This window comes from Sphingobacterium sp. InxBP1 (genome assembly GCF_026191775.1).
Classification (GTDB): domain Bacteria; phylum Bacteroidota; class Bacteroidia; order Sphingobacteriales; family Sphingobacteriaceae; genus Sphingobacterium; species Sphingobacterium thalpophilum.
The window spans coordinates 386,176-409,248 of sequence record NZ_JAINDX010000048.1 but is presented as its reverse complement, the minus strand read 5'-3'; the positions used below and the strand labels follow the sequence as shown (position 1 = coordinate 409,248).

The following is a 23,073-nucleotide window of genomic DNA, read 5'->3' as shown; positions in this document are numbered from 1 at the left end:
CGTAAGACTATGCTATTTCATTGCATAAGTAATGTACCCGCCGTCGGCCAGAAGTTCGGTGCCATTGATAAAGCTTGCCCTGTCCGAAGCTAAAAATAACACGGTATTCGCGATTTCTTCGGGTTTGCCAAGCCGTTGAAGTGAGGTTGCAGCAGCCAGATGGGCTATCGCTTCTTTGGGCACTGCATTTTCCAGTCCGGGCGTCTCTACAGGACCGGGGCTGATGATATTCACACGGATTTTGCGGTCTGCCAGTTCATTGGCAGCAATCTGGGCGATCTTATTTAAGGCCCCTTTGGTCGCTGAGTATACGGATGTCCCGATATTGGTGGCAGTGGCTACCGTGGAAGAGGTGAAGATAACCGATGCGCCGTTATTGAGCCGCGGGATCAATTTCTGTAAGGTGAAAAAGTGCCCCTTGACGTTGGTGTTAAACTGTGCATCAAAGTCTGCTTCTGTCGCCTGTTCTATCGGTGCGAACGTGGCGATGCCGGCATTGAGAAAAAGCACATCAATTTTGATAACCTGTTGCGCAAGGTGATTTGTCAGGGCATCGATTCCTGCGAGATTGGACGTATCGGACAAGACCGTATGCAATCGGTCATGACTGATGCTCTGGGCCGCCTTCTTCAAATTGTCTTCGCTTCTTCCGGTGATCCAGACATGGGCGCCGGCATCAATAAAAGCGGCTGCGGTGGCAAGCCCGATACCAGTGGTGCCGCCGGTAATAATGACATTTTTTTCGCTGTAATCCATTTTTTTATTGTTTTTGATTTACTGGAGCAAATGTAGTTTGGATTTATTAATTTTAGTAACTTTGTATCGAAAAGTAACAGTAACATTGGAGTAACCAGGTAACATATGGAAGAGATAAAATGCAATGAAGAGATCAGCAAGAAACAGGTCATGGCGGTACATGATGCGATGGACGTTTTAAACGGAAAATGGAAAATCTCAATTCTCTCAGCGGTCTGCTATTACAATAAGAGACGTTTTTCGGATATTCTGAATGATGTCAGTGGCATATCCAACCGGATGTTGAGTAAGGAGCTGAAAGAGCTGGAGATGAACCAGCTGGTGACACGCACCGTTTTGGATACGCATCCTGTCACCGTGGTATACCAGCTGACGGAGTACGGCAAGACCTTGCGGACAATTATCGATAACCTAGCACAATGGGGTAAGGAACACCGTAAGGTGATCACAGGGCGTTAACTTCCTGTTGACGGCGAGACATTTCAGTGCTTCGTGCAAGGCGACGGATATCGTACAGCATAGCGCTACTGTACGATCCCTTCTTTCGTTATAATTGAGACGATCTGGTCCAGGCGACTTAACTATCAGGATTTTGCCGAAATTGGTAAACTGGCCCGAAGCGTATTCCGTTAGTATGGAATCGTCACGGTGCCAAATTAGGGCTGCTTTTTGGACCAAAGATCCATATTCGGAAATTTATATTTACTGTTGTCAAATACAGGATCCTGTTTGGCTTTCTGCTGTCGCCGATAGTCGTCGTAGAGAATGAGTACTTTTTTGTGTAGTAGCAATATGGCAATTAGGTTGAGCCAGGCCATCAATCCGACACCGATGTCTCCCAATGTCCAAGCAGATTTGGCTGTACTGACACAGCCCAGGTATGTCGATCCCAGGATGAGGATGCGCAATACCCAGATGAGCCATACTTTATGCATTTTGCGGCTGACAAAACTGATGTTGGTTTCGGCGATATAGTAATAGGCCATGATCGTCGTAAAGGCAAAAAAGGCAAGGGCCAATGCGACAAAGGCATCGCCTATGGCTGGAAAGTGATGGGAGACTGCCTGCTGTGTAAAGCCAGGGCCCATTTCGGTGGCAGGGAGATTTTGTACGATAAAACCACCATGGGGATTTTCGACGTTATACTGACCTGTAAATAAGATCATCAGCGCCGTTGCCGTACAGACGAATAGCGTATCCACATAAACAGAAAACCCCTGGACTAAGCCCTGCTTGATAGGATGGCTGACTTCTGCTGCCGCTGCTGCGTGCGGGGCTGTGCCTTGTCCGGCCTCGTTGCTGTAGATACCCCGCTTGACGCCCCAGGAGATCGCCATGCCGACGACAGCGCCGAAGGTCGCCTCCATGTTGAAGGCCGCTTTGATGATTAGGCTGATGACGGCGGGAATCTGTGAAAAATTGAGACCGATGATCACCAGCGCCATCAGAATGTAAGCACCCGCCATAAAGGGTACTACATACTCCGCTACTGTACTAATTCGCTTTACGCCGCCAATGATGATAACTGCCAGCAGACCCGCTATGGCAACACCGGTGATACTTGGTGATACATGAAAGGCAGACTCAACAGCTGTACTGATGCTGTTGCTTTGAACGCCGGGTAACAAAAAACCGGTACTGACTATCGTCACGATGGCAAAGGTCCAGGCGAACGCCTTAGAACGCAAGCCGTTGAGGATATAAAAGGCTGGACCGCCACGATACTCCCCGTCGTTAACCTCCTTGTACATCTGACCTAAGGTAGCTTCAACAATAGCCGAGGCACTGCCCAGAAATGCAATGATCCACATCCAAAAAACCGCCCCGGGCCCTCCCATGGCGATAGCAGTAGCCACGCCGGCAATATTGCCAGTGCCCACACGACCAGAGATGGCCAGGGAAAAAGCTTGAAAGGACGAAATACCCTTGTCCGAACGGTCACCATTAAACAGCAGCCGGAGCATTTCCTTGATCTGTGTCAGCTGTGGGATACGAAAGCGGATGGTAAAATAGATACCGGTTAGCAGGCAGAGATATACTAAAGCGTCGCTCCAGATGATATTATAAATTTTGTCTATCCAATTGTCCATATGGTATAATTGATCCTTGAGGCTGCCTAAAAGTAGGGAAATCCTGGCAAGGCTTTGGGAAATATCGGATAGAATCTATTGATCTATTGTGAGCTGATTATATATTTTCTCTATAACGCGCTTTTTTAGGCCGAAATCGACTGTTGCCTAAAAGGTTACCTTTTGATGACCTCGACGCTGTCTTTCGGAAAATGATTCTTCAACCATTTTTGCAATTTTTCCTGCTGAGCTTGTACAAGTGGTGTAGCAGCAGAATAAATGAATGCAACCCGATTCGCCAGACTGTCTTTCTTGGCATAGTGCTGCTGCATGCCGATACTGTAGGAATTTAATTCGGGAAAAAGCACGGCGATGTCCCGGTCAAGTTCGGGGTTGGCGATCTGGTAACGGGCAAGTTCATTGTTGAGAGCCCGAATGGTCAGGTCTTTTTCACTGACTGCCGCATTTCGCTTATCAATCTCGCTCAGAATGCTGGATTTGAGGTCAAGGCTATCCTGGTGAATGACCAAGGCCGTGTTGTCAATGCCAAATGATTTCATGGCCTGCTCCAACGATTTGATCTCCTGTTGGCTGAATTTTTTGGACAGAAAGGCCAGTTCGAGTTTTTTTGGTTTGCTGTTTTGCTGGAGTTTTTCGTAAATAACGGTATAGCCTCTATTGCTGAGTTCCTGTTGCACAAACTGCTTCACCTTGTTGCTGTATTTCTTTTCTTGAAGCAGGTTGTAGGCAAAATATATACTGGGGACGACCAACGCAAGCGTAAGGATAGTAATACTTTGTGTAATTCGCTTTTCACGCTGTTGATCGACATAGTGCTTCTTGGGGTAGCGCAGATACTTGACGATGATAAAAGTGGCGATACAAATAAATACACAGTTGATGACATATAAAAACAATGCGCCACCAAAATAGCTAAAGTTACCAATGGCAAGCCCATAGCCTGCTGTACACAATGGCGGCATCAGGGCTGTGGCAATCGCTACACCTGGGATTGGATTTCCCTTGTCGACCCGCGTGATCGCAATCACGCCCACAAGACCACCAAATAGTGCAATCATGACGTCATAGATGTTGGGCGAGGTACGGGCTAGTAGTTCGGACTGAGCTTCCTTAAATGGGCTCAGCAGAAAATAAATAAACGATACCACTAGGCTGATCAGAGTGGCGATCAGCAGATTTTTAATGGACTTTTTCAATAGGGGGAAATCGAAGGTACCTAGCGCAAATCCCGCGCCGACAATTGGTCCCATCAAGGGGGATATCAGCATGGCTCCGATAATGACAGCGGTAGAATTGACATTCAGACCCACGGAAGCAACTACAATGGCACAGGCCAGAATCCAGGCATTGGCACCGCGAAAGGAAATGTTGCTCACGACATTTTCCAATACCGTTTCCTTTTTGTCTTCGCCCTCATGTAAATTAAAAAATCGGAGTAGTTTGTTCATTGATGGTATACTTTAAGCTTATCTAAGCGAATATAATCAACAAAATTTATTTTCTGGATTAAAAAGAAGTGATCGCGCTTTTGTTGTAGCCTAAAGATGACAGGATGCATCTTGTGGACTGATAATTAATTCTTTTTTTTTGCGAAACAATTTGTTTGGATTTTTGTTAAAAATGTAAGTATTGATGCTTTCGTTTGAAATAACGTTAATATATTATTATATTATCCCCCTTACTTTACATTTTTATTAAAAAAACAGTACTATGAATGATTTAGAATTAAATGAAGTCCAGCGACATTGGGACAAATTTGTCTCGTCTGCCATTGCCTGGGCTCCACGTATTATTACTGCCGTAATCTCTGCTTTACTGATCTATCTGATAGGTTCGTGGATCATCCGGCTGGTCAAGCGGATGATCGACAAGGCCTTTGAACGACGCCAGATGGATGTGTCGCTACAAAGGTTTTTAAGTAACCTGATCAGCTGGATTTTAAATATTTTACTGTTTATTGTTGTGGTCACGCAATTGGGCGTTCAGACCTCGGCATTTGTCGCAATTATCGGCGCGGCAGGTTTGGCCATCGGATTGGCGCTCCAGGGGTCGCTATCGAATTTTGCGGGTGGGATATTGATTTTACTGCTCAAACCTTTTCGGGTGGGCGATTATATTACGTCGAGTGCAGACGTATCGGGAACGGTCAATGAGATCGATATCTTTAACACCAAATTGACTACTCCCCAGAACCAGGAAGTCGTGGTACCTAACGGCGTCTTATCCAACAGTAGCATCACCAATTATACCAAACTTGGTACCAGACGTACCTGGTTTGACATTGGCGTGGCGTACAATGCCGATCTAAAGCAGGCTAAAGAAGTATTGATGCGCGTGATTCAACATAATGAGTTCGCGTTTAAGGATCCTGCTCCACAGGTTGTAGTCACCGAGCTGGGTGATAGTGCAATCAACCTCTCTATTCGCGTGACGACTTCCAACGAGAACTTCTGGACAATGCAGGAGCAATTGATCATGGATTGTAAAGAAGCCCTGGATGGCGCAGGTATCGAAATTCCGTTTCCGCAACGCGATATTCATATCCGAAGTAACGCTTAATAATAAAAGGAGTAGCTAAGGTCAAACAATGACCTTAGCTACTTTATTTGTAAACTAAAATTGTATTATCTTGTCAAAATCGACTTTTAACAAAGGGATAGTTGTTCCCAGTCTTATTTTTATCATTGGTGTATGCTTGTTGTCGGTCTTCCTGCCGACATTGACTGTACGTCTATTGGACGCGGTCAAAGGCTTTATATTTGTTAACCTTAACTGGGTGTATGTCTGGGGGGTGACCTTATTTGTTATTTTTTTAGTATACCTGATGTTCAGCAAATTTGGTAACATCAAACTCGGTAGTAACGATAGCAAACCAGAATACTCATTCTTTTCCTGGATTTCGATGCTTTTTGCTGCAGGCATGGGAATAGGCCTGATGTATTTTAGCGTCGCCGAGCCTATGCAGCACTATTCGACGGAGGTCTTTGCCAGCAATCATTATATCAACCGCGTAAAAAATGCGCAGCTCTATACTTTCTTTCATTGGGGCATTCATGCCTGGGCGATCTACGGCGTGGTGGGACTCGCATTGTCTTATTTTGCGTACCGGTATCGGCTGCCGCTCTCGCTCCGCAGCTGCTTTTATCCACTGCTAAAAAATAAAATTAATGGGAAATGGGGGAATGCCATTGACGTATTTGCCCTGTGCAGTACCTTCTTCGGGATTACCACAACCCTCGGATTTGGTGTGGTACAGGTCAATGCAGGGCTGCAGACGCTGGGTTTGGTTTCGGAGAGCAGTTTTACCTATCAGATCATCATTGTCGGAATATTAACGCTGCTGTCCGTACTTTCGGCGACCTCAGGTGTGGACAAAGGGGTAAAGCTACTAAGTAATATCAACATCATTTCGGTGGTGATCCTGTTGCTGTTTGTGCTCTTCCTCGGGCCTACGGTTTACCTCATCGGTAGTTTTACCGAAGGTATTGGTAATTATGTCAACAATTTTTTTAGCCTAACCTTTGACACGCATGTGTACGACGAAGCGACCTTACCCTGGTTTTACAACTGGACCATCCTCTATTGGGCCTGGTGGATATCCTGGTCGCCTTATGTGGGACTTTTTATCGCTAAGATTTCCAAGGGGCGCACCATTCGTGAATTTGTCGCAGCGGTGCTCATTATTCCGACCCTGTTTAATTTTATCTGGATGTCGGTATTCGGCAATAGCGCTATCTGGTTTGATATCAATATCGCCAAGGGTGCACTGAGCATCCTGGCCGATAATCCGGATGCCCTAATGTTTAAGTTCTTGGACTATCTGCCGCTGTCGGAGCTGGTCAGTTATCTGGTGATTCTGATCATTGTGATATTTTTTGTGACTTCGGCTGATTCGGGCATATTTGTGATGAACAGCATAGCAACCAAGAATGCCGTCAAATCACCGAAATGGCAAATGGTCTTTTGGGGGGCATTGCTGGCGGTACTGGCCCTGATGCTGCTCAACACCGGAGGACTGCAGGCATTACAGACCATGACACTCATTACCGCACTGCCATTTTCCATCATCATGCTGCTATTTTGCATCAGTCTGGTCAAAGCGCTGACGATAGACCGAAGCTACTATGAACGCGACTTTTCGGTCAGCACAGTGCCTTGGTCGGGCGAATTCTGGAAAGACCGTCTCAGACAGATCGTGTCGTTTAAAAGCCGCGGATCGGTAGATCAGTTTATCGACACGACAGTCAAGCAAGCATTCGAGGAATTGAAGGCCGAGTTTGGACAGAATGGCATCGAGGCGAAAGTGCAGCTGCTTGATAGTCCAAGGAGAATGCAGATCGAAATCCGCCACGATGTTGTCAACAACTTTATTTATGGCGTCAAAAATCAGCTCAAAGTGGTGTCCGACTATGTAATGGAGGAAGAGAATCTGCCCGATTTGGAGGATAAGAAAACTTATTTCCCAAAATCCTATTTTGGCGATGCCAGGGAAGGCTATGATGTACAGTACTTTACTAAAAATGAACTGATCAGCGATGTGCTCAAGCATTATGAACGCTTCTTGGAGATCATCTCCGAAGAGAAAAACGAAATGTTTATCAGCAGCAATGCCAACAGAAATATGCGCTGAGAACTGGCCCCAATGCCCGGCCTGCATCCGTAGGTCCGATAGCGACCGGCCGTTTTTGGATAAGCAACAGCTCATTCCAAGAACGGCGGTTTTTGCACCCTTCTGGAGCCAATCTGCACTTTTTTGTTGTTTTATTTGCTTATTGATTAATTTTTGAGTACCTTTGTGAAGTAATAGATAACCAAATTGCAAAAATAATTGTTTTTTGCTGTTTAAAACCCCAACGATTTGAATGAGATTAGTGTGATAGGTGGTGGGAGTTGGGCCACGGCCCTGGTAAAAATATTGACAGAAAACAGTGTTCACGTAAACTGGTACCTGAGGCGCACCGAACAGGTTCGCTCGATTACCGAAGAAGCTGTAAACCCTGACTACCTATCTTTTTTAAAACTGGACAATACAAAAATTTATGCTTCAGATGATCTGGATGATATCATAGACCGGTCCAATGTGGTATTGTTTGTCGTGCCTAGCGCACATCTGCCTGAGGTATGCGCCCAGATAAATGAAAATAAACTTTCCGAGAAATTTTTCATTACCTCGATCAAAGGAACAGTCGGGGCAGGCAATCTGCTGCCCAGTGCTTATCTGGCCAGCTGCTTTGATTTGAAAGACTTTCAACAAGGCATGATTGCTGGGCCCTGCCACGCCGAGGAAATCGCACGCAACAAGAAGACCTATATGACGCTTTGCAGTCCAAATGAGGGGTTTATCAAGAAAATCGAGGCTTGGTTTGCCTCGCCTTATATCCAGGTCCATTATTGTCCGGATATGAGCGGCGTGGAATATGCTGCGATTTATAAGAATGTGGTCGGTATCGTCTGTGGAATGGCGCAAGGACTGCATTATGGCGACAATTTTATGGCCGTACTGGTCTCTAATGCCATCTATGAACTGGAGCAGCTACTAGCTGCCCTCGGCGGCGGACAGTCCAGGCTGGCCAGCTCCACCTACCTGGGGGACCTACTGGTCACCGGATACTCTGCACACAGCCGCAACCGGACCTTTGGCGAGTACCTTGGACGCGGACATTCGGTATTTGAAGCTCGGCAGATGCTGGGCATGGTGGCCGAGGGATACTTTGCCACCCACGGACTGATAAACACGACTGCGGGTCTTGGATTAAACTTGCCGCTGCTCAACACCGCCTACCGCGTCATGTACAAACGAATGCCTGTCATTGATGAATTTAAACTTTTAGAAAGGAATATACGATAATATGTTATTAGCAACAGATTTAGATGGAACTTTTTTGGGCGGAAAAATGGAAGACCGCCTTAGATTATATAGATTGATAAAAGCAAACCGGGATATTCAGCTCGTATTTGTCACCGGTCGGGGACTGGAATCGGTCCTACCACTGCTGAGCGACCCGTTGATCCCAGTGCCAGATTTTATTATCGCCGACGTGGGGGCCACTGTGGTCAACGGACATACCCTGGAAGCCATCGAACCGCTACAAAGTGAAATTGAGGAAAAATGGCCCAAGACTTACGCCATCCGATCGGAACTGGAAGAAATACCACAGCTCAGTTATCAGCATGTGCCCCAGCAGCGCCGGAGCTCCTTTTATTATGAGCCTGATGTAGACCGTGAGCGCGTGCAGCAGGTAGCCGATAAATACGACTGTGATATCATCACCTCGGCGGACCGGTATCTGGACCTGCTGCCCAAAGGTGTAAATAAAGGAACAACACTCAAGACCCTGATCGAGTTTTTGAACATTCCTGCCGATCAGGTCATGGTGGCAGGAGATACGCTGAATGACCTCGCCCTGTTTCAGATTGGCTTTAATGGCGTTGCTGTAGGCAAATCGGAAGGCAGTCTGCTGGATGCCATCAACGAGCTGCATACGGCCTATCGGGCAGAAGCAGCCGGCGCTGGCGGTATTCTGGAATATATGGCTAAACATAGCCCGTTTCAACAGTTGATCCGTAGTGAACGGAAAACATCGCCAAAAAGCAAGCCTAAAAAATCGGGACAGCTCGTGATGGTATACCATAGGCTACCCTTTGAAAAGGAATCTATAAACGGAAAAACGGTGCGTGTAGCCCCAAAGAGTCCCAACGGCATTATCCCTTCCTTGCTGGGCTTGTTCGAAAAGGGGCGATCTGGTCTCTGGATCGGGGAGGAGGCGCTGCAAGAAGATGGATATGCGGTACCCAATCAGCTGGTGGATGAAACCAGATATCCCAATCTGGTCGCTTCGACAATATCCTTGTCTAAGGAAGATATTGATCAGTTTTATCGTGTGTTTTCAAAGGAGGCTTTCTGGCCCACCATCTTTTCATTTGTGGACAAAGCGAAGTTTAACCACGAAGACTGGGATCATTATCTTCACATCAACAGACTCTTTGCGGATCGTGTCGCCCGGGAAGCGGATGAGGGGGCTCTCGTCTGGATACATGAGTATAACCTTTGGATGGTGCCATCGTTCCTCAAAACCATGCGTCCTGATCTGAAGATTGGATTCTTTCACCATACGGCATTTCCGGCAGCAGATATTTTTAATATCATTCCCTGGCGGAAAGAGATCATCGGCAGCCTGCTGCTCTGTGATTTTATCAGTTTCCATATTCCGAGGTATGTGGAGAATTTTGTGGATGTGATCCGTAGTCATACGCCTTTTAAGGTTGTCAAGAAAGTCGGTGTTGCCAACCAGTTTCTTACCTATAGCTGTGCGCTTGGCGTGGATCAGATGACGAAGGTCATTGAGGTGGATGGGAGGCAGATCAGGCTTGGGGCGCAGCCGGTGGGCGTCAACCGGGATCATATCCAGCACATCCTAGCCAACGGCCGTATCCAGGATGATATCGAACAGCTGAAAGCGATGAAGGTAGAGTCAGGCATAACACGGATCATATCGATCGAACGCTTAGATTATGTCAAAGGACCATTGGAAAAAATACAGGCCTTTGGTGAATTTCTGGAAGAATACCCCGAGTTTAGGGGGAAAATAGAGCTAGTCAATGTCTGCACGCCTCCATCCCAAGGAATGACGATCTATGATGAGATCAGGGATCAGGTCAATCAGGCCGTGGGGGAGATCAATGGTAAATTTGCGACCATGAATTGGAATCCCATCCAATATTTTTACCGTGCTCTGCCCTTTGAAGAAGTCGTCAAACAATACGCGCTAAGTGACATCGCCTGGATTACTCCACTACGGGACGGCTTAAATTTGGTGGCCAAAGAGTATATCGCCACGCATGGGCTATTGGATACGTCGGGTATACTTGTCTTGTCTGAATTTGCCGGAGCTTCGGTCGAACTGCCATATGCCATATTGACCAATCCTTATGACCGAAAAAGTATGAAAGAATCGTTGCTCAAAGCATTGGTGATGGAGCCCGGAGAAGCACAAGTAAGAGCAAAGCGGTTATATGAGCATATCGAGCATTATGATATCCATTACTGGGGGCGGGATTTTGTCAATGAGCTCGAAAAGTCCGTGAAGCAGAGGTAGGAAATCATTATCCCGCTAACATGCTCTTCACGACCTTTTCAAGGTCATCTAAGCTAAACGGCTTTTCAAGGAAAATATCAGCACCGGCATCCGCAGCTAGCTTTTCTAAATTATAGTTGGCTGACAGCAGGATCACGGGGATATGCCGGTGTAAGGGATGAGCCTTGAGCAACCGTGTCGCTTCTACGCCACCAATGCTGGGTATCCAGTTGTCCATGAGGATCAGGTCCGGCTGGACCATGGTGACCCGTTCGATAACATCGTGTGAGGTTTGGGAAACAGCAACTTGATAGCCGTCGTGCTCAAGTACAAGCGAACAGATCTCCAAAATATTGATGTCGTCATCAAAGATCAGTATAGTCTTAGCTTCCATCGATAGTTAGTATTTGTAGCAGATATTTTAATATACGAAATATTAAAGTGATCGGATTGCTGCTATAAAAAAGAATCGATAAATACAGGTCAGCTTATGTGCAAATCGATCCCTATAGCTCATATTTTTGACTCATAACATCATTTGCAACTTATTGGTTACAGATCGTTTTTTCTATTGATGTTACAAAAGAAGATCAATCGCCTTTCCTCGCTTTAACTGCATTCCAATAATAGCCAGGACTAGCAAAAAAGGTGTAACGGTTTCCCATTACACCTTACAGAAGGTAGACCTGTACCTTCCTATGTACTTACTTAATTATGCGATACGAACATTAACTGCGTTAATGCCTTTTTTTCCGTTTTCCAAATCAAATGTTACACTGTCATTTTCGCGTACATCATTCATTAATCCTGAAACGTGTACGAAAATGTCGTCACCACCAGTGGCTGGTGTGATAAAACCAAAACCTTTAGTTTGGTTAAAGAATTTTACTGTTCCTTCTTGCATTGTATTATATATTAAATTAAAGTGTCATTACTAAACGAATTTATGACATGGGTGCCAAACCAAAGTAATCGATTTGTTCGCAAGAATGATGGATGTATATTAATGGGCTTGGGTTATTCAAGTTCAAAAAGGTACTGCACCTATTATTGTGACAACAAAGTAGCTTCTGAAAATGCAAAAACTGAATGAGAAGTACGATTTACGATTTCAGATAAGCACAGGCGGAGCCGATTATTATTTCAAATATACAAATTTTATATTAATATTTATTGTGCTTTCTGTTTTTTTTAAAATATTTTTTCTCTTTTAAATATTGAATTCACCTTGGTTGAAATCTTAACCGTATCTGTTAAACCCGATAAGCAAATGCATTGATATTCATCCCTGCACCTACAGACGCAAATAGAATAATGTCACCTGTATTTAGGGAGTGGTTATCTATTTTTCCATGTGTTATAAGGTCGTAAAGGGTTGGTATGGTAGCTACGCTGCTGTTGCCCAGCTTATGGATACACATGGGCATAATATTTAAGGGCGGAGCATATCATACAGCGCATAGAATCTGGTAAGAATGGCTTCGTCCATTTTTTCATTAGCTTGGTGGATCAGGATTTTTTTTATCGCTTCAATAGGAATATTCTCTTTCTTTAGGCAAATTTGCATGGCCAGGGGCACCTTATTGATGGCGAATTCATAAATTTTTCGCCCTTTCATTTTGATATATTGGGTGTTGGTGTCCATCTCTCTCGCATATGAGCTTCCAAAATTTAAATAGCCCGCTTCCTCAAATGCGTAGGTAGCACTCTCAAAAGACAATATTCCCTGATCTGTGCTGGTGGCCTCGACAACTACGGCACCGGCACCGTCAGCATAGATCATGGAATCTCTATCATAGTGATCCACCACACGCGAAAGTGTCTCAGCGCCGATGACTAGGCAGCGTTGTGCTATACCCGACTTGATAAATGCATACGCTTGTATCATACCTTCATTCCAGCCGGGACGCCCAAACAAGAGATCATAAGCTACGCATCTTGGATTGCGGATCATTAGCATGTTCTTTACTCGTGAAGCTAGGCTGGGCACTGTATCGGACTGTAATGTGCCATATTGTACATCCCCATAGTTGTGAGCAACAATGATATAATCCATAGTCTCTGGATCGACGTTGGCGTCCAAAAGTGCCCGTTGACTGGCTAAGAAAGCCAAATCGGATGCTACCTGCCCATGATCTGCATAACGACGTTCTTCAATTCCGGTGATCGCTTTGAATTTATCAATAACAGCTCGAGTTGGGCCTATTGCAAATCCGTGCTCATCTAAAAAAAAATTATCTTCAAAATCTGCATTAGTGATTTTATTATCAGGGATATAGCTTCCTGATCCAGTAATTGTAATATTCATATGTGTCGTTCTTAATAGAGTGTTTGCCCTGAAAGTATTGAAGATGTCGATGATTATTCTCTATACTGTGCTTAAGTTCATCAATCAGATACATTCATATGTGGAGCGGTTTTTTTCATAATCAATTTACTAAAATTAATTGGCATGTAAGCATTATTATCAAATTATATGATTAGCTTGGTAGGAGGAAGCTGACTGCTTTGCGGATATTTGTTAAAATTAAAACGCTTCCACGAGTATTGTTGTTCACCCATTGAAAATCTCAGTAAGGGATCAATGATAATTAGTAATTTACTGCCGCCTGTACATATCTTCACAATCCTGTCGACGGTTTTAATCAAATTCAGAAAATGAAAAGAAAGGTGGTTGTCTGCGATAGTAATCTAAGCGTTTTGAATGCGCTTTGTGTGTTGTTGGAAGATTTAGAGACAGTAGTGGTACCCGTGTTAAACCTGGCTGATCTAGTTGGGGTTTTAGAGAATGCAGACTCGGATATTCTGTTTATTGATATTCAAATGCCCCAGCAGAATTGTAGTCGGATATTGAGAAGCATAAAAGAGTCAGCCAAACTACAAAAGCTCCCTATTATTGTACTTTGTCGCGATGTCCTCGATAGGGCATTTATACATGAGGCTGGAGCAGATGGATGCCTAGTAAAGCCTTTCGGTATGGTCGAAGTCGAGTCTTACCTGCGAAGGTTTGTGTACGAGCGATAACCTTATTGTGATAGTAAGGATGTGTATGTTTTATGACGGGTTAAACTTTGTCATTTAACTTTCATATAGATATCCTTTCCGACAAATCAATCTTTAACCCCTCTGTTCATAGTTAGCGCTGTGATGACCTAACAGTGTGTATCCTATTCAGCTGGCTGCGCAAAATGATGGTTGCAAACTGATCGAAAAGTGCTACCGTGATGTCAGGAGTGTATGAATAGTATCATTCCCGATGAATTAAGCACTGATATATTTCATTTAGCTACATCCATGGATATGGAACTGCTGGAATGCCCCAATTGTTTATCGAATATTGATGGTAAGTTAATACTAAAGAAACTTTGTACCGTTACATTTGGCACCGCAATGGAATACATTCGGCCTATCAAATCCTCTGATCAGAAAAGCTTTAATACCGTATACAACATGTATCACGGGCAGATTTATGGTTTTGTCCTAAAGCGGACGCAGTCGGACTATATTGCCCAGGAAGTTACCCAGCTGACTTTCATCAAACTGTGGAACCAACGTGAGAAACTCGACGAGCAGCTCAGTATACTGATTCAGCTCTTCGGCATGGCCCGACAGGTGATGATTGATCTGCTGCGCAAGGAGGCCACCCGCTTTAAACATGAGGGCCAGACGGCGGCAACACCTTTTACCGATAGCCTGATCCGATCCATAGAAAGCAAAGACCTGTTGCATATGATGGAAAGAGATATCCAAAATATGCCACGCATGCGACGCAAGGTCTTCGAACTAAGCCGCAAAGAAGGGCTCTCGCACAAAGAGATCGCAGCCCTGTTTTCCATCTCCACCAAAACGGTGGAACAGCATATCAGTAAAGCGCTCCTGCAGCTCAAACAGCACCTCTATTCGGTCATGCTATGAGTCCTTTATGTTAAGGATATGGTTTCTCTATTAAATAATTGTTAAGCAATAAGGGGTAAGCTGCCGGCCTGCGTAATAGGAGTATGAAGCAGGATAAAAAGCAGCAGATACGCAAAAAGATCTGGAAAATGCCCTTTCTGGTCGACGAACTTTTCAAGGACGATGACTGGAGTCTATTTGATAGTACAACTGTACAGCACATACCCTCCGAGGAAATGAAAAAGCGGATCCAGACCGCTATACAGGCGGCGGATGAACGACTGGAAAAAAAGGCTGTCCGTAAATATAGGCTCATGCGTCTATTACGCTATAGTGCCGCAGCGGCCATACTTGTCTTCTTTTCTTTCCATTTTATCACTTGGTGGATCAAAGATGAAGAACACGCAAATAAGGACAGGGCAGTTGCATTGCCTCAGGCAGTGATGGGTGATACGAGCTGGACCTTTATCGACAATCGAGCATCCGCACCCATGCGGATCAAGTTGGCGGATGGATCCCATGTTAAGCTGTTTGCAAAGAGTTGTATTCGCTACCGTAAGGTTTTCACGCCTCAAGCACGCGACATCGAGCTGATCGGGAAGGCCTATTTTGATGTTGCTTCCGACGCCGAACGCCCATTTTCGGTATATGCCGGTGGAACCAAAACGACGGCACTCGGCACCTCCTTCACGATCCAGACTGGCAGGAAAAAAAGGGCTGTAACGGTAGCGCTTCATACCGGCAAGGTGCTTGTATCATCGGTAGACCATAAGTTTAAAGAGGTCTTCCTGAAGAGCCCCGGCCAACGGCTGTCCGTTGACAACTTTGGGCTTACCAGGGAACATATACCGGTAAAAAAACGCATCGAACAAAAAGAGCTGCACGCTGAGTCACCTGTTGACCTGCTGGATCTAAAAAATACACCTATGCCGCTCGTGCTGCAAGCATTGGAAAGAACTTTTAAACTTAAGCTTCATATTGGCGACCGCGATATCGCGGACATCCATTACACAGGCCAGATTGATATGCATAAAGATCAGCTGAAAGACATCCTCACGACGATCTGCCTGATCAACGAATTGCGCTATGTGGCAAATGCCGACGGAAGTTACACCCTTTATAAACAAGATAGTAAAACCAACGAACATCTAAACAACTAACAGATATGCTCAAAAAAACAAATCCACAAAAAAAGAACCTGCTTCTTTTTGCACTGCTTTCGGCTGGGATCGCGCATGTACATGCCCAGCAAGACCAAGTGAAAGGAGCTGTACAGAACGAAAAGGGTGAGTTTATTGCCGGTGTCAGTGTGAAGGCGATACCGGTGGATGGCGGCAAAAGTGTAACCACCAGTACAAATAGCCAGGGGTTATTCCACTTCCAAAATCTGGTAGAACATGCCGGCTACCAATTTGTATTTTCGGCCGTCGGCTTTCAGTCCGACACCTTGTCTGGCTATGTGATCGAAGCCAGAAAGCCGTTGTCGCTCAGCGTCAGGTTACAGCAGAGTGCGGTCAAACTGGACGAGGTTGTGATCGGCTACGGTCGTGTATCCCGAAAAGATGTAACAAGCTCTATCAGTACAATACGCGGGGATGAGGCCAACGTAGGGGTGTTTACATCGCCTGCCCAGATGCTGCAGGGAAAGGTAGCCGGGCTAACCATATCCACAAATAATAGCAATCCCAATGCAACCCCATCGATCAGCCTCCGGGGTGCATCGACTTTACGAAGTGGGGAAGCCATGGAGCCCTATTATGTCATCGACGGTGTGCCGGGAGCATCGCTTACCTTAGTTGCTCCCGATGATATAGCGTCCATAGATGTGCTCCGTGATGCATCGGCAACTGCGATCTATGGTTCCAAAGCCGCCAACGGTGTCATCATTGTGACCACCAAGCGGGGAAAAGCAGGCCAAACCAGCATTAGCTACAACGGCTACCTGGCTATTGATAGGGTGGCGAAACATTACAAGATGATGAACGCTGCACAATATCGCTCTTACGTCAATGACAATGGTTTTTCGATGGAACCCGCCGACGACTTGGGAGCCAATACCGACTGGGAACGCGCAGTGGAGCGAACTGGGATATCCAACAATCACAATATTGCCATCCTCGGAGGTGCGGACAAGACGCAATACAGTATCAGTCTCAATACCATCAAAAATAATGGTGTCATCAAAGGCACAGACATGGGCCGGCAGATTGCCCGTGCGTTTGTGCAAACCAAGGCACTCAACGACCGGCTGACAGCCTCCTTCAACATCAACGCCAGCATCACTAAACAGAACGACGTGCTTGCGCTGGACCAGGGTCTTAGTGTGTATGATGCAATGTATTATTATCTGCCGGTATCACCAATAAAAAACACCGATGGATCCTGGTTTGAGAAATCGGACAGGTCCCAATATGCCAATCCGGTGTCCCTGATCGAGGAGAATACAAATTTCTCCAAGACTAAAGTCATTCAGGCCCATGCCAAACTAGGCTATGAAATCTTACCGGGACTGACCTATAACATCGACCTCTCTTTACAAAACAGGCAGTTCAACAATGCGCAATATTATTCGAGCCTGTCGATGGCGGCCCGAAACCAAAATGGAAAGTCGATCCGTGCTGCAGTGGAAGACGAGCGCAAGGTGATGGAAATGAACCTGAGTTATGAGAAGACATTTGCGCAAAAACATAAGGTTGCTGCACTGGCCGGTTACTCCTGGGAAGAAAATAACAACAACGATGGCTTCCAGCTGACCACCTCGGATTATTATAACGACGATCTCAGCTACTATAATCCCGGGATGGCGAATGTGGTTGATTTGCTGGGCTTTGGTAATTATTACTTGTCTACCTTGCGCATGATATCGGTCTATGGTCGGGTCAACTATGCTTATGATAGTCGGTATTTGTTGCAGGCCACGGTAAGACGTGATGGTTCATCGGCCTTTGGTATCAACAACCGTTGGGCAACCTTTCCTTCGGTATCGGCAGCCTGGCGCTTGTCGGAGGAACCTTTTATCCGTGAAGCCGGTGTTTTTGATGATCTCAAGCTGCGGGCGGGATATGGTGTCAGTGGCAATTCGCTGGGCTTCGACGCCTTTACGGCGCAGAGCGTGCAAGGTACCTCTTCTAAATTTTTTGATTACGTGGGTGCAGATGGCCTGATCAGCCCGCTACGTACGCTACAGGTGTTGCGCAACAGCAATCCAAATCTAAAATGGGAAACGACCAGCATGATCAATCTTGGACTGGATGTTGCTGTGCTGGGCAATCGCTTAACCGGATCGTTGGAAGTGTATAAAAAGAAGACAAGCGACCTGATCTATGATTACCAGGTGAGCCAGTCCAAGTACATTTATCCGATCTTGACAGCAAATGTTGGGGAGATTGAAAATCGCGGAATTGAGCTGACGTTGAATGCAAAAGCCGTGGATAAACAATATTTTAAGTGGAATACGGGACTTGTACTGTCACACAATACCAACAAGGTAGTCAGTATCGCCAATGAACAGTTTACCCAGGATTATATTGAACTTTCGGATCTGGGAGGGGCAGGCCAAAGCAATTTTTTTCAGCAACGTTTGACCCCTGGGGCACCGATTGGGCAGTTCTATACTTGGGAATGGGCCGGGTACAACGACCAGGGTGTTTCGGTATTCTACTCCCATGACGAAAAAACAGGTGAAAGGACCGGCGAAACTACCACGACACCGCAGAAGAAAGACCAAGCAGTCACAGGTAGTCCCCAGCCCAAGCTGACCCTGGGTTGGAGCAATAACTTGTCTTACAAGGGTTTTGCGCTGACTGGAATGTTTCAAGGTAGCTTTGGCCAAAAAATCCTAAACGCTACCCGGGCGCGCCACTCGAATGTGGTTGGCAATGCAGGACAGAAAAATCTGCTGGCCAGCGTGCTGGAGACTGAACGTATGACAGACATTAACGCCCATTATCTGTCTGATCGGTACCTGGAGAATGGAAGCTTTTTACGCTTGGCTTATGTTACCTTGGCCTACCATATTCCAGTCAAAAACGTTCCTGTGAAGAATTTACGGGTCTATGCGACGATGAACAATATGTTTGTCCTAACGAAATATAAAGGTATTGACCCCGAGGTGGGACTCGGCGGACTAACCCCCGGCATTGACAACCGTCAGACCTATCCCCGTACACGCACCTTTATGTTCGGACTCAACTTTAATTTATAAGAGCAGCCATGCATCGGATGAACCTACTCTTGAAAATAGGGAAATCCTATCGGACGGGCTAGTTATCCTAGATGCAGAATAGAAGCTGATGAAACCATGAGAAAGTAGATATGAATCCAAAGAGACAACTACAAATGAGACATTATTTACATATGAAATCAAAACTTATTATCCAGTTATTTGCGCTGTCGGCCCTGGCCTTTACGCAGATTTCCTGTACTGACCTAGACGTTGATATAAAATCACAACATACGGAGTTTCCAAATACTGAGCGTGCAGCAGAAGCCATTTTGGCGGATGTGTACGCAGCCTACCGCGGGGCTCTAGGCCGTGATCACTGGATGATACAGACCTTGTCGGCAGACGAGGCCGTCAGCGTAGCTATCGGTACCGACTACTATGATGGGGGACGCTACCGTGAATTCCATGTTCACAACTGGACCGCAGATAATGGAATGCTACCGAGCATCTGGAATGCCGCTTCCACGGGGATCACACTGGCCAATAACGCCATCACACTGTTTGGTGCTGATAAGGAACAGTTTACGGCGCCTGCGCGTGCCATCCGTGCTTACTACTATTTTATATTGATGGACAACTTTGGCGCAGCCCCTTTGATTACCGGCCCGATCGATGCCGTGCCTGCACGTACAAGCCGTGCTGATATCTGCCGTTTTATCGAGTCCGAATTATTGGCTGTAAAAGATTTGCTGCCAACAACAGTTTCGGTGGCCACATATGGGAAAGCAACCAAGTATATGGCGGAGGCATTGTTGGCTAAGCTGTATCTCAATTGGAATGTATATACGGCGGCTGATGTCGCTAACTACACACCATCAGCGCCCAACGAAAAATTAAATGCGGTGGTCGCTATGTGTGATGACATCATTGCTTCCGGTCAGTTTAATCTGACAAGCCACAGGTTTTTGGCTAAGTTCCGACCGGATAACGGCTATCAGGTAAAGGATTTTATTTTTGCCATGCCATACGACCGCGAAAAACAGCAGGGCATGACCTATGCCCGTTTTTGGATTCACCGCAGTGCACAGAATCAGTTTGCAGCGTTGCCTCAAAGCGTTGGGGGGACATTTCGCGTATTGCCCAGCTACTTGGACAAATTTAATTTGGAAGGCGACGAACGCAATGCCTCTTATATTGGCGGCAAGCAATACTATTGGTCTAATTATACAGAAGATAAAAGCCGGCCGTTTTTGATCAGGACCTCCAAACGGGGAATAGATCAGGACTATAAGGGAGCAGATGCGGATGTACAGTTCGACTGGCATATGGAGACCACGCGGGATATTGTCTTGCGTCCCGACGGGGCGGCCACGTTGAATGCAGGCAATGACCAGAAAGGCCGATCAATGGGATATCGTTCCATCAAATTCTATATGGACGTAGCTGTTACAGCAGCCAACCAGCGTAATCAAAGTAACGATGTGCCTATATTGCGTTACGCGGATATCTTATTGATGAAAGCGGAGGCTATATTACGGGGTGCTGCACCTACACGCGGCGAGACACCACAATCTTTGGTCAATCAGATCAGGGCCTATGTCAACGCGCCAGCCCTTACAAAAGCACCAGATCTTCAGGACGTACTGGACGAGCGTGCGCGTGAGTTTGCCGATGAATCCTGGCGGCGCAATGATTTGATCCGCTACGGTAAATTTGAAGATAACTGGGGATTCCGTTCGCTATATCCGGCGGGGATGAGTGAAAAGTTTCGCCGTATCTTTCCGGTACCAACAACGGTACTGAATGTCAATACCCATTGGAAACAGAATCCCGGTTATTAGTTATCCTTTATGAAACGTAGAACTTTTATGAAAAATTCCCTGGGTACGGTGATCACCGCCGGCCTTGGGGGCATTTCGCTCAACAGCCTGGCGCTAACGTCGCCTACTCATCTGGAAAGCGAAGACATACAGCAGATGCATAAGCCAAAAGATGAGTACGACATGCACTTTATGGCAGTTGGGGACTGGGGCCGTAATGGTGCTGATCATCAGGTCGCCGTGGCCCAGCAAATGGGACAGTGGGCCGAACAGCATGCCAACGATTTTATCATCTCCACGGGTGACAACTTTTACCCCTCAGGTGTAGTCAGTGAGCATGATCCATTATGGCATTATTCTTTTGAAAATATTTACACCGCCTTTTCGCTGCAATGGGACTGGTATCCAATCCTAGGCAATCATGACTACAAGTCTGACCCAGATGCTCAGGTACGTTATAGCAATATCAGTAGACGATGGAAGATGCCATCGCGCTATTACAGCAAAGTGTTTTCGCTTAGGGATGACAGGAAGGTACTCATGGCCTTTATCGATACCAACCCCCTGATCCCTGAATTCTATACCAATAGTGAATACGGTCCGCATGTGGCAGGCCAGCAGCCCGAAAGACAGCTAGCCTGGCTCGATCAACTGCTGCGCGATTCGGATGCCCACTGGAAGATCGTGGTCGGCCATCATCCGCTGTATACCGCAGGACCGCGAACGACAAACTACGATACTCTTGCGGTGCGAAAGGCATTGGAAAGTATCTTCGAAAAAAGAGGGGTAGATATGTATCTCTCGGGGCACGAGCATTCACTGCAACACCTAAAAGTTGCCGATAGAAAGTTTCACCAGTTTATATCAGGTGCAGGTTCGGAGGTCACGGCGGTCAAATCTGACCTGACCTATAGCCGCTTTGCACGTGATCAATACGGCTTTTTCTACTTTTCAATCAATGCATCCCAAATTGTATGTCAGGTGATCAGCCATGAAGGTAGTCAGCTGTATCGTACAGCGATATCTAAATCTTAGACAGCCAATTCTTTTGTATATCCAAGGATCCAGATGTCTAGCAACAACAATGGCAGCCCCGTCAGATGCTGCCATTGTTGTTGAAATTTCCCTGCGGATTATTTTGCGCTGGTCATGGACTTGATCAGGTCAGTCTCCGCTTGCAGATAAGGGGTGCCGTCGGATTTCAAGATCTCATGAAACCAGAGCGGCGGATCTGCTGTGTAATCTTTAGTCCATGAGTCCCAAGGAAATTTGGTCTGTGTCTTTCCATCAACAAAACCCCAATTGATCATGCCGACACGGTATTTTTTGGCAATGGGGAGGAAACCTGCAAAGGTGCTCCCATTCGGCCTGGCCATATACTCGGTGCAGATGATGGGTCTGTCGTAACGTGCCAGCCATTGAATGCGCTGCTCAAATTCCTGCGGACTGTCATAGTTGTGAAAAGTTATGATGTCTGATTCTTCCAGCTGAATTTTTTCAATGGGCTTCAGCTTGGCAGGGGCAGACCAGTCTCCATTCCATACTCCCGATGTGATCGGCTGTGACGGGTGCGCTTCTCGTGCCCACAAAAAGGCTTTTTTCAGGAGGGGAGTCACGAGGGCAACTTTATCTGGTGTTTCTATTTTTTCATAGGAGGGCCCAGTCATGTTGTCGGGTTCATTCCAGATATCCCAGCCCAGGATGCGGTTGTCATTGGCAAATCGACCGATCAGGCCTTTTACATAACGCTCCAACCGGGGGTATTGAGATGGATCTTTTAACGCTAGCTGGCCGGGACTCTGCACCCATCCGGAATTGTGCTTAAACGGCTTTGGAGTAGGTTGTGGTCCCAACTGATAGAATGGATCCCAGCAAGAGTCAAAGATCACCAGCAGTGGTTTGATATGATGTTTTGCTGCCAGCGAAAGGAAATGATCTATGCGCTGCATAAATCCTGCAGAATCTTGCGCAAAGAGTGCATCGTGTAAATAGACCCTAACGGTATTCATCCCCAGATCTGCCGCCCATCCCAGTTCGCGATCGATAGTGACGGAATCGTAGCTATCTTGTTGCCACATCTCAAGCTGATTGATGGCAGTGCTGGGGGTAAAATTAACGCCCACAAGCCAGGGGTGCTGCTGATACCAGTTGTTGGCCTGTTGCGGTGTCCATATAGGACGTGGTCTGGATGCGTTTGGCTGTGCCCAGCTAAAAGAGGTAAACAGCAACATGACGATCAGTAAAAAGTGAATGGTTTTGTTACGCATAATGTT

The 23,073-nt window shown here is 46.2% G+C and carries 19 protein-coding genes; 11 read left to right on the top strand and 8 right to left on the bottom strand.

What is annotated here, in order from left to right; all coding sequences use genetic code 11:
- Positions 1-12 precede the first annotated feature (12 nt).
- Complete coding sequence (locus K7A41_RS19610) at positions 13-756, bottom strand: SDR family oxidoreductase (protein WP_265715054.1); 744 nt, start codon at positions 754-756, stop codon at positions 13-15.
- 105 nt (positions 757-861) lie between these two features.
- Here K7A41_RS19610 and K7A41_RS19605 point away from each other — a divergent pair, with 105 nt between their 5' ends.
- A complete protein-coding gene (locus K7A41_RS19605; RefSeq protein WP_265715053.1) occupies positions 862-1,215 on the top strand; it encodes a winged helix-turn-helix transcriptional regulator in 354 nt (117 codons plus the stop codon).
- Between the two features lie 197 nt (positions 1,216-1,412).
- Here the strand turns inward: K7A41_RS19605 and K7A41_RS19600 are convergent, their stop codons facing one another.
- Both K7A41_RS19600 and K7A41_RS19595 read right to left on the bottom strand, forming a co-directional pair.
- Complete coding sequence (locus tag K7A41_RS19600; RefSeq protein WP_265715052.1) at positions 1,413-2,846, bottom strand: alanine/glycine:cation symporter family protein; 1,434 nt, start codon at positions 2,844-2,846, stop codon at positions 1,413-1,415.
- A gap of 155 nt (positions 2,847-3,001) precedes the next feature.
- Complete coding sequence (locus K7A41_RS19595; protein WP_265715051.1) at positions 3,002-4,294, bottom strand: TIGR00341 family protein; 1,293 nt, start codon at positions 4,292-4,294, stop codon at positions 3,002-3,004.
- Positions 4,295-4,556: 262 nt separating this feature from the next.
- Here K7A41_RS19595 and K7A41_RS19590 point away from each other — a divergent pair, with 262 nt between their 5' ends.
- From K7A41_RS19590 to ggpS, 4 genes are all read left to right on the top strand, one after another.
- Positions 4,557-5,405, top strand: a complete 849-nt coding sequence (locus K7A41_RS19590) for a mechanosensitive ion channel family protein (protein WP_265715050.1) — start codon at positions 4,557-4,559, stop codon at positions 5,403-5,405.
- A gap of 70 nt (positions 5,406-5,475) precedes the next feature.
- Positions 5,476-7,476, top strand: a complete 2,001-nt coding sequence (locus tag K7A41_RS19585) for a BCCT family transporter (RefSeq protein ID WP_265715048.1) — start codon at positions 5,476-5,478, stop codon at positions 7,474-7,476.
- Positions 7,477-7,704: 228 nt separating this feature from the next.
- Positions 7,705-8,694 (top strand): NAD(P)H-dependent glycerol-3-phosphate dehydrogenase, encoded by a 990-nt coding sequence (locus K7A41_RS19580; RefSeq protein ID WP_265715047.1) that lies wholly within the window; start codon positions 7,705-7,707, stop codon positions 8,692-8,694.
- Position 8,695: 1 nt separating this feature from the next.
- Complete coding sequence (gene ggpS / locus K7A41_RS19575) at positions 8,696-10,942, top strand: glucosylglycerol-phosphate synthase (protein WP_265715046.1); 2,247 nt, start codon at positions 8,696-8,698, stop codon at positions 10,940-10,942.
- Between the two features lie 7 nt (positions 10,943-10,949).
- Here the strand turns inward: ggpS and K7A41_RS19570 are convergent, their stop codons facing one another.
- The 4 genes from K7A41_RS19570 to K7A41_RS19555 all read right to left on the bottom strand — a co-directional run bounded on the left by K7A41_RS19570 (position 10,950) and on the right by K7A41_RS19555 (position 13,229).
- The gene (locus tag K7A41_RS19570; RefSeq protein ID WP_265715045.1) at positions 10,950-11,315 is read right to left on the bottom strand and encodes a response regulator; all 366 of its coding nucleotides are present in this window, start codon (positions 11,313-11,315) and stop codon (positions 10,950-10,952) included.
- 318 nt (positions 11,316-11,633) lie between these two features.
- Complete coding sequence (locus K7A41_RS19565; protein ID WP_265715044.1) at positions 11,634-11,825, bottom strand: cold-shock protein; 192 nt, start codon at positions 11,823-11,825, stop codon at positions 11,634-11,636.
- 349 nt (positions 11,826-12,174) lie between these two features.
- Complete coding sequence (locus tag K7A41_RS19560; RefSeq protein ID WP_265715042.1) at positions 12,175-12,342, bottom strand: hypothetical protein; 168 nt, start codon at positions 12,340-12,342, stop codon at positions 12,175-12,177.
- An 11-nt stretch (positions 12,343-12,353) separates the two neighbouring features.
- Entirely contained in the window at positions 12,354-13,229 is an 876-nt protein-coding gene (locus K7A41_RS19555; protein WP_265715040.1) for a 3-oxoacyl-ACP synthase III family protein, read from the bottom strand.
- A 350-nt stretch (positions 13,230-13,579) separates the two neighbouring features.
- On the opposite strand from K7A41_RS19555, the gene K7A41_RS23785 reads away from it, so the two are divergent.
- The 6 genes from K7A41_RS23785 to K7A41_RS19530 all read left to right on the top strand — a co-directional run bounded on the left by K7A41_RS23785 (position 13,580) and on the right by K7A41_RS19530 (position 21,835).
- The gene (locus tag K7A41_RS23785) at positions 13,580-13,945 is read left to right on the top strand and encodes a response regulator (RefSeq protein WP_416221953.1); all 366 of its coding nucleotides are present in this window, start codon (positions 13,580-13,582) and stop codon (positions 13,943-13,945) included.
- 213 nt (positions 13,946-14,158) lie between these two features.
- Positions 14,159-14,836, top strand: coding sequence for an RNA polymerase sigma factor (locus K7A41_RS19550; RefSeq protein ID WP_265715039.1), 678 nt, complete (start codon positions 14,159-14,161; stop codon positions 14,834-14,836).
- Positions 14,837-14,919: 83 nt separating this feature from the next.
- Complete coding sequence (locus K7A41_RS19545; protein WP_265715038.1) at positions 14,920-15,975, top strand: FecR family protein; 1,056 nt, start codon at positions 14,920-14,922, stop codon at positions 15,973-15,975.
- A gap of 5 nt (positions 15,976-15,980) precedes the next feature.
- A complete protein-coding gene (locus tag K7A41_RS19540) occupies positions 15,981-19,019 on the top strand; it encodes a SusC/RagA family TonB-linked outer membrane protein (RefSeq protein WP_265715037.1) in 3,039 nt (1,012 codons plus the stop codon).
- 152 nt (positions 19,020-19,171) lie between these two features.
- Positions 19,172-20,821 (top strand): RagB/SusD family nutrient uptake outer membrane protein, encoded by a 1,650-nt coding sequence (locus tag K7A41_RS19535; RefSeq protein ID WP_265715036.1) that lies wholly within the window; start codon positions 19,172-19,174, stop codon positions 20,819-20,821.
- 9 nt (positions 20,822-20,830) lie between these two features.
- A complete protein-coding gene (locus tag K7A41_RS19530; protein WP_265715034.1) occupies positions 20,831-21,835 on the top strand; it encodes a metallophosphoesterase in 1,005 nt (334 codons plus the stop codon).
- Positions 21,836-21,933: 98 nt separating this feature from the next.
- Here the strand turns inward: K7A41_RS19530 and K7A41_RS19525 are convergent, their stop codons facing one another.
- Entirely contained in the window at positions 21,934-23,067 is a 1,134-nt protein-coding gene (locus K7A41_RS19525; RefSeq protein ID WP_265715033.1) for a cellulase family glycosylhydrolase, read from the bottom strand.
- Positions 23,068-23,073 lie beyond the last annotated feature (6 nt).

Excerpts from the sequence above, each read along its gene's own strand:
- K7A41_RS19590 (WP_265715050.1), top strand. The coding sequence starts at position 4,557 with ATGAATGATTTAGAATTAAATGAAGTCCAGCGACATTGGGACAAATTT.
- K7A41_RS19600 (WP_265715052.1), bottom strand. The coding sequence starts at position 2,846 with ATGGACAATTGGATAGACAAAATTTATAATATCATCTGGAGCGACGCT.
- ggpS (WP_265715046.1), top strand. The coding sequence starts at position 8,696 with ATGTTATTAGCAACAGATTTAGATGGAACTTTTTTGGGCGGAAAAATG.
- K7A41_RS19595 (WP_265715051.1), bottom strand. The coding sequence starts at position 4,294 with ATGAACAAACTACTCCGATTTTTTAATTTACATGAGGGCGAAGACAAA.
- K7A41_RS19545 (WP_265715038.1), top strand. The coding sequence starts at position 14,920 with ATGAAGCAGGATAAAAAGCAGCAGATACGCAAAAAGATCTGGAAAATG.
- K7A41_RS19550 (WP_265715039.1), top strand. The coding sequence starts at position 14,159 with ATGAATAGTATCATTCCCGATGAATTAAGCACTGATATATTTCATTTA.
- K7A41_RS19570 (WP_265715045.1), bottom strand. The coding sequence starts at position 11,315 with ATGGAAGCTAAGACTATACTGATCTTTGATGACGACATCAATATTTTG.
- K7A41_RS19565 (WP_265715044.1), bottom strand. The coding sequence starts at position 11,825 with ATGCAAGAAGGAACAGTAAAATTCTTTAACCAAACTAAAGGTTTTGGT.
- K7A41_RS19610 (WP_265715054.1), bottom strand. The coding sequence starts at position 756 with ATGGATTACAGCGAAAAAAATGTCATTATTACCGGCGGCACCACTGGT.
- K7A41_RS19605 (WP_265715053.1), top strand. The coding sequence starts at position 862 with ATGGAAGAGATAAAATGCAATGAAGAGATCAGCAAGAAACAGGTCATG.
- K7A41_RS19555 (WP_265715040.1), bottom strand. The coding sequence starts at position 13,229 with ATGAATATTACAATTACTGGATCAGGAAGCTATATCCCTGATAATAAA.
- K7A41_RS19540 (WP_265715037.1), top strand. The coding sequence starts at position 15,981 with ATGCTCAAAAAAACAAATCCACAAAAAAAGAACCTGCTTCTTTTTGCA.
- K7A41_RS19560 (WP_265715042.1), bottom strand. The coding sequence starts at position 12,342 with ATGTGTATCCATAAGCTGGGCAACAGCAGCGTAGCTACCATACCAACC.
- K7A41_RS23785 (WP_416221953.1), top strand. The coding sequence starts at position 13,580 with ATGAAAAGAAAGGTGGTTGTCTGCGATAGTAATCTAAGCGTTTTGAAT.
- K7A41_RS19530 (WP_265715034.1), top strand. The coding sequence starts at position 20,831 with ATGAAACGTAGAACTTTTATGAAAAATTCCCTGGGTACGGTGATCACC.
- K7A41_RS19525 (WP_265715033.1), bottom strand. The coding sequence starts at position 23,067 with ATGCGTAACAAAACCATTCACTTTTTACTGATCGTCATGTTGCTGTTT.
- K7A41_RS19535 (WP_265715036.1), top strand. The coding sequence starts at position 19,172 with ATGAAATCAAAACTTATTATCCAGTTATTTGCGCTGTCGGCCCTGGCC.